This window comes from Bacillus tequilensis KCTC 13622, from assembly GCF_000507145.1.
Taxonomy (GTDB): Bacteria; Bacillota; Bacilli; order Bacillales; family Bacillaceae; genus Bacillus; species Bacillus tequilensis.
In genome coordinates this window covers 194,353-207,911 of sequence record NZ_AYTO01000007.1, presented here as the reverse complement: position 1 = coordinate 207,911, position 13,559 = coordinate 194,353, and the positions used below count along the sequence as shown (strand labels likewise).

At 45.5% G+C, this 13,559-nt stretch carries 13 protein-coding genes and 2 pseudogenes; 8 read left to right on the top strand and 7 right to left on the bottom strand.

Annotated elements, in window-relative coordinates:
• Window positions 1-45: 45 nt before the first annotated feature.
• Window positions 46-738, bottom strand: a complete 693-nt coding sequence (locus V756_RS0102620; RefSeq protein WP_024713294.1) for an LrgB family protein — start codon at window positions 736-738, stop codon at window positions 46-48.
• Window positions 714-1,112, bottom strand: a complete 399-nt coding sequence (locus V756_RS0102615) for a CidA/LrgA family holin-like protein (RefSeq protein WP_024713293.1) — start codon at window positions 1,110-1,112, stop codon at window positions 714-716. The genes V756_RS0102620 and V756_RS0102615 overlap by 25 nt, the downstream gene beginning before the upstream one ends.
• 223 nt (window positions 1,113-1,335) lie before the next feature.
• Between V756_RS0102615 and V756_RS0102610 the strand changes: the two genes are divergently transcribed.
• Window positions 1,336-1,767, top strand: coding sequence for a MarR family winged helix-turn-helix transcriptional regulator (locus V756_RS0102610; RefSeq protein ID WP_024713292.1), 432 nt, complete (start codon window positions 1,336-1,338; stop codon window positions 1,765-1,767).
• 54 nt (window positions 1,768-1,821) lie between these two features.
• On the opposite strand, the gene V756_RS0102605 is transcribed toward V756_RS0102610, so the two are convergent.
• Window positions 1,822-2,892 (bottom strand): SDR family oxidoreductase, encoded by a 1,071-nt coding sequence (locus tag V756_RS0102605; RefSeq protein WP_024713291.1) that lies wholly within the window; start codon window positions 2,890-2,892, stop codon window positions 1,822-1,824.
• A gap of 130 nt (window positions 2,893-3,022) precedes the next feature.
• Between V756_RS0102605 and V756_RS1000000124790 the strand changes: the two are divergent.
• Together V756_RS1000000124790 and V756_RS01000000121740 are read left to right on the top strand one after the other, a co-directional pair.
• A pseudogene (locus tag V756_RS1000000124790) lies at window positions 3,023-3,106 on the top strand (TetR/AcrR family transcriptional regulator); the annotation flags it as partial.
• 131 nt (window positions 3,107-3,237) lie between these two features.
• Window positions 3,238-4,447 (top strand): annotated as a pseudogene (locus V756_RS01000000121740) (DUF418 domain-containing protein).
• Between the two features lie 28 nt (window positions 4,448-4,475).
• Here the strand turns inward: V756_RS01000000121740 and V756_RS0102590 are convergent.
• Window positions 4,476-4,931, bottom strand: a complete 456-nt coding sequence (locus tag V756_RS0102590; RefSeq protein WP_024713290.1) for an RDD family protein — start codon at window positions 4,929-4,931, stop codon at window positions 4,476-4,478.
• A gap of 254 nt (window positions 4,932-5,185) precedes the next feature.
• Here V756_RS0102590 and V756_RS0102585 point away from each other — a divergent pair, with 254 nt between their 5' ends.
• Both V756_RS0102585 and V756_RS0102580 read left to right on the top strand, forming a co-directional pair.
• A complete protein-coding gene (locus V756_RS0102585; RefSeq protein WP_024713289.1) occupies window positions 5,186-5,614 on the top strand; it encodes a DUF5391 family protein in 429 nt (142 codons plus the stop codon).
• Window positions 5,615-5,713: 99 nt separating this feature from the next.
• Window positions 5,714-6,946, top strand: a complete 1,233-nt coding sequence (locus V756_RS0102580; protein WP_024713288.1) for an outer membrane protein assembly factor BamB family protein — start codon at window positions 5,714-5,716, stop codon at window positions 6,944-6,946.
• 43 nt (window positions 6,947-6,989) lie between these two features.
• Here V756_RS0102580 and V756_RS0102575 read toward each other — a convergent pair whose 3' ends face one another.
• Together V756_RS0102575 and V756_RS0102570 are read right to left on the bottom strand one after the other, a co-directional pair.
• Window positions 6,990-7,457 (bottom strand): RDD family protein, encoded by a 468-nt coding sequence (locus V756_RS0102575; RefSeq protein ID WP_024713287.1) that lies wholly within the window; start codon window positions 7,455-7,457, stop codon window positions 6,990-6,992.
• A gap of 206 nt (window positions 7,458-7,663) precedes the next feature.
• Window positions 7,664-9,001 carry an aldehyde dehydrogenase family protein gene (locus V756_RS0102570; protein WP_024713286.1) on the bottom strand — a complete coding sequence of 446 codons (1,338 nt, stop codon included), beginning with the start codon at window positions 8,999-9,001 and terminating at the stop codon, window positions 7,664-7,666.
• A gap of 140 nt (window positions 9,002-9,141) precedes the next feature.
• On the opposite strand from V756_RS0102570, the gene V756_RS0102565 reads away from it, so the two are divergent.
• Entirely contained in the window at window positions 9,142-10,284 is a 1,143-nt protein-coding gene (locus tag V756_RS0102565) for a TetR/AcrR family transcriptional regulator (protein ID WP_024713285.1), read from the top strand.
• Window positions 10,285-10,313: 29 nt separating this feature from the next.
• On the opposite strand, the gene V756_RS0102560 is transcribed toward V756_RS0102565, so the two are convergent.
• Window positions 10,314-11,135, bottom strand: coding sequence for an SDR family oxidoreductase (locus V756_RS0102560; RefSeq protein WP_024713284.1), 822 nt, complete (start codon window positions 11,133-11,135; stop codon window positions 10,314-10,316).
• Between the two features lie 115 nt (window positions 11,136-11,250).
• Here V756_RS0102560 and V756_RS0102555 point away from each other — a divergent pair, with 115 nt between their 5' ends.
• Window positions 11,251-11,502, top strand: coding sequence for a hypothetical protein (locus V756_RS0102555; protein WP_024713283.1), 252 nt, complete (start codon window positions 11,251-11,253; stop codon window positions 11,500-11,502).
• Between the two features lie 168 nt (window positions 11,503-11,670).
• Window positions 11,671-13,551 carry a molecular chaperone HtpG gene (htpG, locus tag V756_RS0102550; protein ID WP_024713282.1) on the top strand — a complete coding sequence of 627 codons (1,881 nt, stop codon included), beginning with the start codon at window positions 11,671-11,673 and terminating at the stop codon, window positions 13,549-13,551.
• Window positions 13,552-13,559: the final 8 nt, after the last annotated feature.

Sequence of the window (13,559 nt, the reverse complement as noted above, 5' to 3'; positions counted from 1 at the left end):
TATCCCCGAAAAAAGACTGCCCTCCTCCGGGGCAGTCTTTCTTAATTATATATGAAACAGCCAGACGACGAGCGGGCCGAAGAATGAGCCAAGCACCGCACAAAGCGTCATGGAGACGGAACTCATGGAGACGGCCAGTTCTCCGTATTCGAATGCTTTTGAGGTGCCCAGTGCGTGGGAGGCGCTTCCTAATGCGATGCCTTGGCCAAGTGAACTGCGTATGCGAAGCCATTTTAGGACAAGCGGCCCGAGGATGACGCCTGAAAAGCCCGCAATCATGACAAAGACGACTGTCATGGAAGGGACACCGCCAAGACCGGCGGCGATTTGGATGGCGACAGGGGTTGTGATCGATTTCGGCAGAATGGATAATAAGAGATCATGATCAATCCCGAGTGCCTCCGCGAAGATCAGCCCGCTGATCATTCCCATGCCTAGTCCGACCAGTACGCCGCCTATGATGGGAACACAATGTTTGACAATGATATGCCATTGTTTATAAAGCGGATAGGCCAGCGCCACAACAGCCGGCCCAAGCAAAGAATTGATCCATTTTCCCCCGATCATATAGTCCTGATACGAAACATGGAATAGAATCAAAACCGTGACAATCAATATTGTCGTTGTCAGAACAGGGATAAGGAATGGAAGTGGGAATCGCTTATAGAGTTTGACCATCGCTACATAAGCGGCAACTGTTAAAAGAATGATAATCATTGCGATACATGCTTGCTGCATTTCTCTTTCTCCTCACGTTTTTTTGCTTTTTTCTCCAATAACTGGCTGGCGAATCCAGCCGCGCTGATCGTGACGATGGTGCTGAGAACGACTGTAATCAGCAGCATCAAACCATTTAATGACAGAAGTGACGGGTATTTCATCACTCCTGTCATAGCCGGGATGAACAATAATGGAAGAAAGGACAATAAAAATCCTGCTCCGTCTTCAATAATGGAAACAGGAACAATACGGAGACCAAGGCAGATCAGCAGCAATACCAATCCGACTATGCTTCCTGACACCGGTAAATGAAGCAGATGCTGAATGGCTTCCCCGATCATAAAAAATACATATAATATCAATACTTGCAAAATAATTCGTATGGTTTTCACATCAAGGCTGCTCTAAAAATCGAACAGCTTCCTCCTTTCTGGTGACTTGCTTCGACGCGGGTTCTGAGGAATCACTTTACTTTCTTTTTATATGATTGTACTATACAAGTATAATAATGAAATGTGTAATATGCATTTAGTTTATTCAGTTGATATACATTTGTATTATACAAGTATATATGATGTTGTCAATATCGGAGATTGGAATGGGGAGCGAGAGCGAGTGGAAAAACAGAATTCAGTTGAACGAATTGAATATGAGCTGACGACTTTTATCAGGAGAGCTGTGTATCTGGATCAATCAGAGAAGAGAACAGGGAAGTTGGAGAGATCTTCGTACTTATTGCTGAGGCAATTGGATGAGTTTGGGCCTGCCCGCGTAAAGGAATTGGCCGATTCGTTTAAACTGGATATCTCTACTCTTTCAAGACAAGCGGCGGCACTAGAGGCGAAGGAGCTTATCTATCGTTTCTCAGACCCTTCCGATGGCAGAGTCAGCCTGTTTACCATTACAAAGCTCGGGAAACAAACATTAAAAGCGGATAAGCAAAAGCGCCTTGAACGTTATGAACAAATGCTGAATGAATGGTCAGCGAAGGAAAAAGAGATGTTCGGCGAGCTTTTGCAGCGTATGAACAAAGCCTTTATTGATTAATGAAAAAACCCATGTGTTGGATGAAACAGCATGGGTTTTTCTTATGGTCAGAGATTATCTGCTTCGTTTGACGGCAGCCCAAGCCAACAGTCCGGCCACTGCAGCCGCAGATAAAATCGGGCGTTTTGTCGCTTTCTTATAATAGCTCCTTGACCGCATCCAGCCTTTATTCGTACCTCTGTCATGCATGCCGTACCCCGCTTCATAAAGCGCGCTTTCTTCCCGCGATTTGGACGGTCTTTCGGCATGCTGGCTGCGGTACATGATTTTTTCCATCAGTCTGTCAGTCAGCCGGGGGAAAAGAGCGCCCAGCATGGCGAATGCTTTTGCCTGTGAGCCGATGTACATGTCGCGCTTCGGATGTTCGGCGGCAAACAGGATGGCTTCAGCGACCGCTTCGGGTGGGTAGATCATGGAGCGGTAATGCGCCGGCTGTTTGTCGAGGCAGCTGTGCGCGTGTTCGTTGTAAGGCGTGTCAATTCTGCCCGGATGGATGAGCGTAACCGAGACGGGCGCCTGTTCCTTTTCGAGCTCCATTCGGATGCTTTCCGTCCAGCCGTGAAGCGCGAATTTGGCTGAGGCGTATGTGGATTGAATGACGGTTCCCCTGTCGCCGAACAGGCTTCCCACATTGATGAGTGCACCCGGCACGCCTCTGCTTGTGTAGTGTTTGACGGCTGCTCTTGTTCCGTAAACAGGTCCCCAGAAATCTGTGTCGAACATGCGCTTCATGTCATCAACGGTGACGTCCATGGCGTGTCCAAAGATCGAGACAGCGGCATTGTTGACCCATGTGTCAAAGCGGCCGAATGTGCTGATTGCGGTTTCTGCGATGCGGTTGACGTCTTCTTCTTTTCCGACATCCGCTTGCACCCATATGGCGTCGTATCCTTGTTCTTTCAGTTCATCAGTGAGCTCCTTCAGCGCGTCTTCATTTCGCGCTGCTGCCACGACCTTTGCGCCTTTTTCAGCTGCCATTCTCGCAGTGACAAGTCCAATTCCGCTTGAAGCGCCGGTAATGACGATCACTTGATCTTTGAGTTTTTTCAGCTTGAGTCTCGTGTTCATGCCAGGGTTCTGCTGTTCAAGCTGTTCTGTATGTGTGACTGCATCATCGTTTGCCATTAAGAATCCCTCCTGAACGCTGTTTTTGTACCTTTACCCCATTCAGAAGGTTCTTAGCCTTTTTGACATTCACAGGGTTCTTTTTTTATTGATATAAGTCGCTCCGCCGTACCTAGGAGGGAATGTTCACGTGCTTCACACAGCGTCACGTCTGTTCCAGCTGCAAGGGTGGTACACTCCGAATGGCAAAGAAGAATTAGCAATTGAAGCGGTTTATAGGTAAATTGATTGCACATTAAGATGACAGGATTGTAAGGTTGCCATGCCGGCCTGACACCTAAATCGATGTTTCTGCGCTTCATTTTTTCATACCCTTAAGGTACAGAAAAAAGGAGCGTGATGGCTATGTCTTCATTACAGCCGACTTTAACAAATGAGCGGATTGGCGTTCTGGAAATGCTGAGGGGAATGGCGATTTTCGGCATCTTATTTGTCAATCTGGCACACTTCAGTTATCCGGATATGTATTTGTCTATGCTTGGAAAAGAGAATTTTTTTTACGGAAAAGTGGTCTGAGGTTGATTTTGCGGCAGCCGACATTTTGACATTTTTCATTCAAACAAAATGTATTTTATTGTTTTCCTTTTTATTTGGATTCGGCATGATTGTCATGATGGAGAGGGCCGCAAGCAAAGGGAAGCGGTTTGTTCCGCTATATGCGAGAAGGTTAGCGGCGCTCCTCTTATTTGGAACGGTTCACGCCTTTTTGATTTGGGACGGGGATATTTTAACGGAATACGCCTTGCTCGGCTTTGTCCTGCTTTTATTTCGAAAAGCAAAGCCGAAAACATTGCTGATATGGGCGGTTTCTTTGTATCTCCTGTTTTCGCTTCCGTTCATGTTGACCAGCTTTGATCAATCAAACGGACAGGAATGGGCACAAGCGATAACCCAGCAGGCAAAACAAGCGCTCCATGTTTACGGAAGCGGCGGCTTGAAGGACATTGCGGAACAGCGGATCCATGATCGTCTTGTTTACATGTCTTCGAATGGCATGCTGACGTATAACCCGCTCAACTTCTTCTTTGCATCCATTCCTTATTTCAGCATGTTTTTGCTGGGAGCCGCTGCGGCGAAGTCACGATATTTGCATGAACCCGGAAAGCATCGTAAAGGCTTAAAAAGAATGTGGCTGGCTGGGCTAGTCATCGGCATCGGCGCTCAAGCGCTGTACAGTATAACGGGTAAGGAAATATTCTTGCTGATTGGCGCGCCTTTCCTCATGTTTTTCTATGCCACAACGGTTGTTTTTCTTTATCATAAAACAAGAGTGGGAACAGTGCTGCAATCATTCTCCGCTGTTGGGCGGATGGCATTTACCAATTATCTGATGCAGTCTATCGTGTGTACGTGGATATTCTATCATTACGGCTTGGGGTTATACGGGAAAGTGTACCCTGCCGCCGGCGTGCTCATTACGATTGCTGTTTGTGCCGTTCAAATGGTCTTCAGCCACCTTTGGCTTCGGATATTTCGGATGGGACCGCTTGAGTGGCTGTGGAGAAGTGTTACATATCTGTCGTGGCAGCCTATTGTAAAGAAAACAAAAGTCTAGATGCCTATTGGCTCTAGACTTTTTTCTATTATTTATACACGACACGAGTTTTGCAAATGATGTCATGCAGGCCTTTTTTCTCGCCAAAGGCGATCATGATAAAACCGATATAAAAGATGATTCCAGATAAGATGTATGCAAAGTAACGGCCGATTGCCTGTCCGACAGAAACCCGTCCGCCTTGTTCATTGACCACTTTCAGGCCAAGAATTTTTTTGCCGAGTGTGCCCTGCATTTTAGAAGCTGTGAGCAGACCATAATATAATACACAGATGACAAGCATGATCAGCATGGTAGGGAAAAATGCAAGCGTCATGTATTTCACAAAATACTCTTCTTCCGTCATGTAAGGGTTTGCTGCCACAGATCCAGCTACAAACACAGTATTGATCATAAATAGAATAATATAACTAGGAACAGATATAATAATGCCATCAATAAAATAAGCTAAAAAACGAATCCAAAATCCTGCTGATTTTTCCATGTATTTTTCTCTCTCCTTTGAATTAATCTGGAATAGTATACTTTGAAAGAAAAGTATGTGCAATATGATATGGTGATAAACTCCTGATATGCCTGAAAAATGAGTCTTTTATCCTTTGTTTTTACTATATGAATATACTAGTAATATCCATTTTATTTACGTCCCTGTTCTGGGATTTTTTAAAATATAATGAATTTCCCAACCGGCTTCATTATAATAAAAAGGTTAATATTTCTATTCGAAGGAGGAGTTTGATGTCCAGAAAAAACAGCGTGGCGATCATGACAGCCATTTCTGCGTTTCTATTTTGCACAGTGATTGTGGCAACTTCACTTTCGCCGCTGGCCGGGACGGGAGGAGCGGCCAATCAGTTTAATTCAGTTGGCATGTGGTCAGCTGTCGGTATGATTCTTGTATTGTATTTCATTCCTTTTCTCATTTACATGCTTGGAGTAGAGGCAATGAGGTTTGTCATGGCGGCGCTTTGCGGCTTTGGGGTGCTGATTCATTTGTCTTCGGCCGGTTTTATCTTAATGTTTAGCCTCTTTAGTGACCACCATCAGTTTTCCGAGGTAATCTTTGTGATTGGGGTTAGTCTCGCTGCTGCGGCTGCCAACGTCATTTGGTTTGTGGCTGCATTTCGTTCAGCTGCCGAAAAAACATCAGCAAACCATCTTACATAGTTTTTTAGTTGTGTTGTTTTTGTGAAAGGAAATGAAAAAATGGATGAATATGTTATGATGGTCACATATTAGAAAATACATAAAATGGGGGTCTCTATGATGGTTAAGTCATTTCGTATGAAAACTTTGATAGCGGGAGCTGCGGTGGCGGCGGCTGTTTCGGCCGGCGCTGTTTCTGATATGCCCGCTGCAAAGGTTCTTCAGCCGACAGCTGCTTATGCGGCGGAAACGGTGTTTTCTCAAAATAATGGGGCATCCGGCTTTTTGGCAGGAAGGTATGATGTACAAGCTATGGCGCCTGCCATGTTTAACTGGTCACGCGAGAGCCGATTCGCTGGCAATACAGACGGGACGCTGAAATGGCAAAACGATATCAGAACGACTCCGCAAAATGGTGCTGGGGCTGTAGTTGATGGAGACGGCACGATATATCTTCATTCCAGAGACGGGGAAATGAAGGCCTTTAATCCGGACGGCTCAGTCAAATGGGTGACGGGCAATTTGGGGAAAACATACACGCAATCTCCAGTACTCGGAACCAATGGCGTTATCTATCTGGCATCCTATGACAAAAAGATTTATTTTATAGATAAGGAAACAGGCGAGATCCTGACAACGGTTCCGTTAAGCGGCGGGCCAAGCTCTGAAACGGTGATCGGTTCAGACGGCACACTGTACTTCTCAACACTTGATAATTATATTCATGCGGTCAAACCAACGTCTAAATCAACTTGGACGGAGCGCTGGAAATTCAAAACGAATGGCGTTGTCAGCTCTGTGCCAGTGCTTGCCTCCAACGGCACCGTTTATGTTGGCACATACAATAACATATTTTATGCGCTCAACTCTGGAACCGGACAAGTGAAATGGTCCAGAACGACATCAAATGCGTTTAAAGGATATCCGGTGATTGATAAGAATGGAAACATTTATGCCGGAAACCAAGACGGACAGCTGTATGCGTATACGTCAACAGGCAGCTTAAAATGGACATTCCCGCTCAACGGATTCTCCAGTTCATCGCCTGCGATCGACCATAACGGCAACATCTATATCGGCTCAGGAAGCGGCGAGCTGTTTTCCATCAGCAAAAACGGGGAAATGAACTGGTCATTCTACACAGAAGGCCCTGTCAGAACGGCGCCGCTGATTGACGCGAAGGGAACCGTTTATTTTGGATCTGATGATATGAAGGTTTATGCGGCGGACGCAAACGGCAATGAGCTATGGAGCTATCAAACCGACAGCAACGTCGTGTCTTCTCCTCAGCTTGCTGAAGACGGAACGCTTTATATTGGAAGCTATACGAAGCTGATGGCTTTTGGGAAATAGCAGAACAGGCTGACGAGGGGATCTCGGCAGCCTGTTTTTTTCATCAATCAAGATTTTTATTTTTATAGACAACCTTTGTCCCGCAAATATAATCGTGTAATGCCAGTTTTGAGGGGAAAGCTGCCATGATGTAACCGATATAAAAAATTCCTGATGGTATGTAAGCGAAGAAACGGCCGAAGCTGTGCCAAAATGAAATTCGCTCGCCATACTGATTGACAACGATGATGCCCATGAGTTTTTTGCCCAGTGTTGCCTGCATTTTTGAAGAAGTCAGCAAGCTATAATAAAGAATGCCGAAGATATATATGATGGCGATAACAGGGATTGTCCCGAATATCAGCAAAAAAAATTTATATTGATCTTCTGTCATATTGGAGCTTCCTGCATCAATGAGAGGCAGGACAATGAAGGTATTAATTTGGATCATAATAAAAGCAAAAAAATAGATAATCAAATCATCAATAATAGAGGCAACTGCCCGAATCCAAAATCCAGCTGGTTTTTCCATGTATAAAATTCTCTCCTTTGAAGTTTCCTGGAATATTATACGGCAGAGGATGGAGTGTTTCAATGAGATATATCAGAGGAATTTGGTCTCGTAGCGAAAACAGTATTTTACTACTATTTATTTCTTTATTTTTCCTTTTTGCATTTAGGTTAATAGGATGATAAAAAAAGAGAACCTGCAAGATCATGCAGATTCCCTTCACATGCTTATTGAACGGCTTGAATGAATACACCCTTCTCATGAGAAAACTCTTTAAATCCGTATACCCCATGATAGGAGCCGATTCCGCTTGTGTTGACGCCGCCGAATGGCAGGTTGACGTCACTGAAATGGACGACGACATCATTAATGGCCGCATTTCCCGAAGTCGTATGCTGAAGGACGTTGTCGATTAGGTCCTGATTGTGGCTGAATACATAAAGCGCAAGCGGTTTGTCGCGATCATTTACGTAATCGATAACTTGGTCGATGTCTTCATAGTTCATCATCGGCAGGATCGGTGCAAAGATTTCCTCCTGCATGATTTTCATGTCGGGCGTGACGTTTTTCAAGACGGTTGGCGAGATCGTGCGATCGCTGGCATCAAATACGCCGCCGAACACGACTTCCGCCCCTTTTTCGATGGCGTCGTCATAAAGGTCTTTGACGCGGTTGAAGTTGCGGTCATTGACGATCTGCGTGAATTTGCTGCGGTCCGGGTTGTGATCATCCTGCATAAATCCAGCGTTGACGATTGTTTGTAGAATGCCCGCGAACTTGTCTTGCACGTCTTTTTTTATGAACAGATAATCAGGTGCGATGCAGGTTTGGCCGGCGTTTACGAATTTGCCGACGGCGATCTTTTTCGCTGCGTCCATGAGATCGTATTCACTGTCAATGATTGTCGGGCTCTTGCCGCCAAGCTCAAGTGTGACAGATGCCAAGTGTTTGGCCGCCGCAGTCATGACGATTTTTCCGACATTTGTGCTTCCGGTGAAGAAAATGTGGTCGAAAGGCTGATCCAGAAGCTCGGTCGCCACCTCAACCTCTCCCTCAAAAATCGCGACTTCTTTTTCATCAAAAGCATCGCGGATTACTTTTGCGGCAATGTTGCTTGTATTCATCGTAAAATCGGACAGCTTCACAATCGCGCTGTTTCCGGCTGCGATAGAAGCGGCAAGCGGCGCCATTGTCAGCATAAACGGATAGTTCCACGGGCCAAGGATGAGTGTGACGCCTTTTGGCTCGTACATGAGAACCCCGTTCGCGTCGGGGCTTAACGATGAACCCACTTCTTTAGGCGCCATCCATTTTTCCAGGTTGTTCATATTATCTCTGATCGCTTTTTTTGTTCCTTCGATTTCCGCTTTTTTGACCTCGTGATATGGCTTGCGGACATCTTTGCGGATCGCTTCGATGATTTCTTCTTCATGGGCGATGACGGAATCTAAAAAGCGCTGAAGCTTTTCTCTGCGCTGTTCCGCTGTTGAAGCGCGCAATGCTTTTTGCTGTTTTTTCTGAAGCTGAAAGACACGCTGGATGTCGTCTTTTATTTGCTGTTCCATTGTAAATCCCCCTCATTTGCTTTCTTCTTTTCTCGGACCTATTATAAAGTGGTACCTTTTCTGTGAGAAAGACAACGGTGAACCATCTATACGTTACCGTACATATATCGAACATTTGTCTAAGATTGGAGGTGTCTTTTATGCCGGAATCGGCTGAAGCTCATGTGAAAGAGGCACTGCTGGCCTTATTGGAAGAAAGAGATATTCAACACATCACAATGAAGGAAATTGCTGAAAAGGCGAAAGTGAGCCGCGGGACGCTCTACCTTTATTATGAAGACAAGTTTTCCATCATTGAGGATGTGATTGAAGACATGAAGGAAGGGCTGGGAAAAGCGCTCTATGACGCCTTCAAGCATATGGATACCCTTCATTTAAATCAAAAACGGCAAACGGTGCATCCGACTCTGTCCTTTGTTCATGAGCATCGATCATTTTTTGGCACGATGATGAACAGAGAAAATGCCCATCGTTTTTTTAAAGATGTGTTTCAGCAGGATGTGTTGCTGGCACCGATGAATGTGAATCTGACGTCGATCGAACAGGAGATTTACGGACATTACCGAGCCTTGTACACGTATGCGATTATCCTGTATTGGCTGAATGAGGATGCGGACGCGTCTCCGGAAGCCATCAGCCAAAAGGTATGGGAGCTTGTTTCTCAAAAACGGTTTTATTGGCTGTTTGGACAGGCTGTGTCAGGAGAGCGGCGGGAGGACAGGCAAATCGACAGACGTGTGATTCGAACGAGGGAGGGGCTGCAGAAGGCCTTTCTGGATGTGTTAGCGGAGAAAAAAGACTACGCGGCCATCACGATTTCTGACATGACCCGGAAAAGCAATATCCGCCGCGCAACCTTTTATGATCACTATGCCAGCAAAGAGGAATTGCTGCAGGCCATGATTCAGCAATCGTGTGCGGAGATCATTGCTCACCTGACGATTGCTTCAAGTCCAAATGAGCTTTCCTTAGAAGAAGCGGAGGAGTCACTCGCCGGCCTGCTTTCTGCTTTAGACCGCATGCCTATTGTCCATTTGCTCAATCGGGATTGGGGTGTCCCGCATGTCGTGCCTGAGATGCTCAAAACGCTGGAATCGTTTTACCTGCACCAGCAGACTGACATGCCTGCGGAGAAAAAGCTTTATGCCTATTATGTATCCGCGATGATAATCGGCCTGATTTCATATCGGCTTGATGAAGGGAAGGGGCATAAACCAGAAGTGCTGGCGAGGGAGTTTTTGCAGTTTTTGGATGTGAAGAAGTATAAGGTGGTATTGCTTTGAAAGACAAAAAGAGAGGGGCACCCCCTCTCTTATTTCGTCTCTTCCTTCCATTTCTCATCAATCAGCATCTTCCCAGGCCAAGTATACGCCATGATGCCGCCGTCTGCGGTGATGTCTTCTCCTGTGACGTATGAGCTGTCGTCTGACGCGAGGAATAGCGCCACAGTCGCCATTTCCTTCGGCTTACCGAGGCGTCCGAGCGGTGTGACCCACTTGTTGGCTTCGCGGAATTTTTCGCCCATTTCCTGTTCTTTGGTGCCTGCCAGTTTATCAATCAGCGGAGTTTCGATCGTACCCGGAGAGATGGAATTAACTCGGATGCCATCTCGTGCATAGTCGATCGCCATCGCTTTTGTCAGGTTGGTGATACCGCCTTTTGCTGCGTTGTAGCCGGAGCGGTCAAGGTCCGCGGCCCGGCCTGACATGGAGGAGGTGTTGATGATGGAGCCTCCTTTTTCGAGCATGAGCGGAATCAGATATTTGCTGCAAAGGAATGTGCCGCGCAAGTCGACGGAGATAATGCGGTCAAACAGATCAACGGGATATTCGTGGACTTTTCCGCCTTCCTGATCAACGCCGGCGTTATTAAACAAAATATCAATTGTTCCGCACGCCTCCTTGATTTGATCAGCAAAAGCTTTCACACTGTTTTCATCTGACACATCGAGGTGAAAGGCGTCCGCCTGTCCTCCGTTTTGTCTGATTGCTTCAACTGTTTCTTTCATTTGGTCTTCATTGATGTCCCCGATCATCACACGCGCGCCTTCATTGGCAAAAATCTCTGCCGTCGCTTGTCCAATGCCTGTCGCGGCGCCTGTGATCACTGCGGTTTTGTTTTCAAGTCTTCCCATGACAAGACCTCCTTTTTCTATTTGTCTTCCCGCTCTGTGCAGTGATAAACATGCAGGAACAGAACTGCCAACATATGTTAAGATTGATTAGAAATTGTTAGGAGGTTTGTATATTTTGAAAGTACAGCATAAGAAGGAACTTAAATTTTATTGCTTTGTCACGATTCCATCGGCGTTTGTTGTGCTGACTGTTATCTCTTTTATCTTGCAGGAGATTACATTCCCGGTTACAGCACGCGCTTTTCTAAATGCTTCATGGCATAATCTATTATTTTTGATACCGTTCAGTTTGTTTTTCTACCCGGTGCATATTTGGATGAAGAAAGAGTTTGGCCGTTGGAATGACGCGGGAAGAAAGAGAGGGTGATCAATCGTCTTTTTTTCAAGAATAATTAGTGAAAGCGCATCTCAATCATGTTAAATTTACATATATATGCATCTATCAATCTGATTGACAATTGTCACCGGATGTGATAAATAGATGCTGAAAAGAGTTTACATAACCTAACAACATACCAAAAAGGGGCGATCTACAGTGGCGAAAAAAGAGTTTAAAGCAGAGTCCAAACGACTGCTGGATATGATGATTAACTCCATTTATACTCAAAAAGAAATTTTCCTGCGTGAGTTAATCTCCAATTCGAGTGATGCGATTGACAAAATCTATTACAAAGCGCTGACGGACGATGCGCTTACGTTTGATAAAGACAGTTACTACATAAAGGTCGCAGCTGATAAAGATGCGAGAACATTAACGATCTCCGATACAGGAATCGGGATGACAAAGGACGAGCTTGAACAGCATCTCGGAACAATTGCGAAAAGCGGTTCCCTCGCGTTTAAAAAGGAAAACGAGCTGAAAGACGGACACGACATCATCGGCCAATTCGGTGTCGGTTTTTACGCGGCGTTTATGGTTGCCGATGTTGTGACGGTCATCAGTAAGGCGCTAGGCAGTGAAGAGGCATATAAATGGGAGTCCGCGGGTGCGGACGGCTATACGATTGAGCCTTGCGAAAAGGATGCTGTCGGTACAGATATTATCCTGAAAATCAAAGAAAACACAGAAGACGACAACTACGACGAATTCTTAGAAGAATATCGCTTAAAATCGATCATCAAGAAGTACTCCGATTTCATTCGCTACCCGATCAAAATGGATACAACCATTAATAAGCCGAAGGAAGGCAGCGAGAATGAATTTGAAGAGGTGCAGGAAGAACAGACGGTCAACAGCATGGTGCCGATCTGGAGAAAAAACAAAAGTGAGCTGACAGATGAGGACTATGAAGCGTTCTACGCTGAAAAGCATTACGGATTTGATAAACCGCTCACACATGTTCATATCAGTGTGGATGGAGCCGTTCGCTACAATGCGATTCTATTCGTCCCTGAAAACATGCCGTTTGACTATTATTCCAAGGAATATGAGAAAGGCTTGGAGCTCTATTCCAATGGCGTGCTGATCATGAACAAATGCGCCGATCTGCTTCCGGACCACTTCAGCTTTGTGAAGGGCATGGTCGATTCCGAGGATCTGTCGCTGAACATCTCCAGAGAAATGCTGCAGCATGACCGCCAGCTGAAGCTGATCGCGAAAAACATCAGCAAAAAAATCAAAAGCGAGCTGCAAAGCCTGCTGAAAAAAGACCGAGAGAAATACGAGACGTTCTACAAGTCGTTCGGCAGACAGCTGAAATTCGGTGTGTACAATGATTTTGGCGCGAATAAGGATCAATTGAAGGACCTCTTGTTATTCTACTCTTCCAAAGAGAAAAAACTGGTCAGCTTAGACGAGTACGTATCCAGAATGCCTGAGGAGCAGAAATACATTTATTACGCGACCGGTGATTCCTACGACCGCATTGAGAAATTGCCGCAAACGGAAATGGTCGCGGACAAAGGCTATGAAATTCTCTACTTCACTGAAGATATCGATGAGTTTGCGATTAAAATGCTGGCATCTTATCAGGAAAAAGAATTCAAATCCGTATCAAGCGGAGACCTTGGCATAGACACGGATGAGGACCAAAAGCAGTCCGAGGAAGAGGAAAGCAAGTACAAGGATCTGTTTGAGGAAATGAAAAACATTCTGTCAGACAAAGTGAAAAACGTCAGAATCTCAAAACGCCTTAAATCACATCCTGTCTGTCTTGCCGCTGACGGCGAAGTGACAATCGAGATGGAAAAAATCTTAAACGCGATGCCTGACAGCCAAAATGTACAGGCGGAAAAAGTGCTGGAAATCAACCCGAATCATGAGGTGTTCCAAACGCTGCAGGACGCGTTTGAACAAGATAAAGAGAAGCTGAGCCTGTACACAAACCTTCTGTACAATCAGGCGCTTCTCATCGAAGGCCTGCCGATTCAGGACCCTGTGGAATTTACGAACAATATTTGCAAGGTTATGGTGTAATAAAAAAA